The sequence below is a fragment of the Xanthomonas sp. SHU 166 genome (assembly GCF_000364685.1).
GTDB lineage: Bacteria > Pseudomonadota > Gammaproteobacteria > Xanthomonadales > Xanthomonadaceae > Xanthomonas_A > Xanthomonas_A sontii.
In genome coordinates this window covers 1-1,651 of record NZ_AQOJ01000824.1, presented here as the reverse complement: position 1 = coordinate 1,651, position 1,651 = coordinate 1, and the positions used below count along the sequence as shown (strand labels likewise).

2 protein-coding genes are annotated in these 1,651 nt (G+C 71.3%); both read left to right on the top strand.

The genetic code is table 11. The features are described from left to right. The first annotated feature begins 113 nt into the window (after positions 1-113). On the top strand, positions 114-692 hold the full coding sequence (gene leuD, locus D180_RS18905) for a 3-isopropylmalate dehydratase small subunit (protein WP_017914017.1): 579 nt from the start codon (positions 114-116) through the stop codon (positions 690-692). Continuing rightward, positions 682-1,651 (top strand): 3-isopropylmalate dehydrogenase (leuB, locus tag D180_RS18900; RefSeq protein ID WP_017914016.1); only part of this gene is annotated, 970 nt, incomplete at its 3' end. The genes leuD and leuB, both read left to right, overlap by 11 nt.

Here is a 1,651-nt window from a genome sequence, read left to right as displayed (position 1 = left end):
GCGCACCGCCACCAGCCGCTGCTGCCGCCACACGTGCCGCCCGCGGCGCTGCCGCCGGTGGCCGACGCCGCGGCGCCCGCCCCCGACTCCGTCGCTTCCCAGGAGACCCCGTGATGGCCGGCTTCGCCACCCTCACCTCGCGCAGCGTGGTGCTGCGCCAGACCAACATCGACACCGACCAGATCATCCCGGCGCGGTTCCTGTCCACCACCGAACGCGCCGGCCTCGGCCGCCACGCCTTCAACGACTGGCGCTGGCAGGCCGACGGCACGCCGAACCCGGAGTTCGCCTTCAACCAGGCGCACAACGCCGGCCGCCAGATCCTGCTGGCCGGGCGCAACTTCGGCTGCGGCTCCTCGCGCGAGCATGCGCCGTGGGCACTGACCGACCTGGGCCTGCGCGCCATCGTCAGCAGCGAGATCGCCGACATCTTCCGCAACAACAGCCTCAAGAACGGCCTGCTGCCGATCGTGCTGGCCGAGGACGACGTGCAGACGCTGATGCAACGCCCGGACGACGAACTGACCGTGGACGTGGCCGCGCGCGAGCTGCGCACGCCCGACGGCCGCGTCTACGCCTTCCCGCTCGATGCGTTCTCGCAGACCTGCCTGCTCGAAGGCGTGGACGAGATGGGTTACCTGTTGCTGCGCCAACCCGACATCGAACGCTACGAGGCCACCCATGCACGCTGACATCGTCGTCCTGCCCGGCGACGGCATCGGTCCGGAAGTCGCCGCCGCCGCGGTCGCGGTGCTGCGCGCCGTCGCCGCACGCCACGGCCACGACTTCCAGTTCCACGAACACGACATCGGCGGCATCGCCATCGACCGCCACGGCGAGCCGCTGCCGGCGGCGACGCTGACCGCCTGCCAGGGCGCCGACGCGGTGCTGCTGGGCGCGGTCGGCGGACCGAAGTGGTCCGACCCCAACGCCAAGGTGCGCCCCGAACAGGGCCTGCTGGCGATCCGCCGCGGCCTGGGCCTGTTCGCCAACCTGCGCCCGGTCAAGCCGCACAAGGCGGCGCTGGACGCCTCGCCGATCAAGCCGCACCTGCTGCAGGGCGTGGACATCGTGGTGGTGCGCGAACTGACCGGCGGCATCTACTTCGGCGACAAGACCCGCAGCGCCAGCGACGCCAGCGACCTGTGCCGCTACACCGTCGCGGAAATCGAACGGGTGTTGCGCAGCGCGTTCCGCCTGGCCCGGCAGCGCCGCAACCACGTGGTCTCGGTGGACAAGGCCAACGTGCTGGAAACCTCGCGGCTGTGGCGCGACGTCGCCGCACGCATCGGCCGCGAGGAATTCCCGGACGTGCGCCTGGAACACCAGTTGGTCGATTCGATGGCCATGCATCTGCTGGCCAAGCCACGCGAGTACGACGTGATCGTCACCGAGAACATGTTCGGCGACATCCTCACCGACGAAGCCTCGATGCTGGCCGGATCGCTGGGGCTGCTGCCCTCGGCCTCGCTGGGCGACGGCCGCATCGGCCTGTACGAGCCGATCCACGGGTCGGCGCCGGACATCGCCGGCAAGGGCATCGCCAACCCCTACGCGACCATCCTCAGCGCGGCGCTGCTGCTGCGCCACTCGCTGGGCCTGGAAGCCGAGGCGGCGGCGATCGAGCAGGCGGTGGATGCCGCGCTCGACG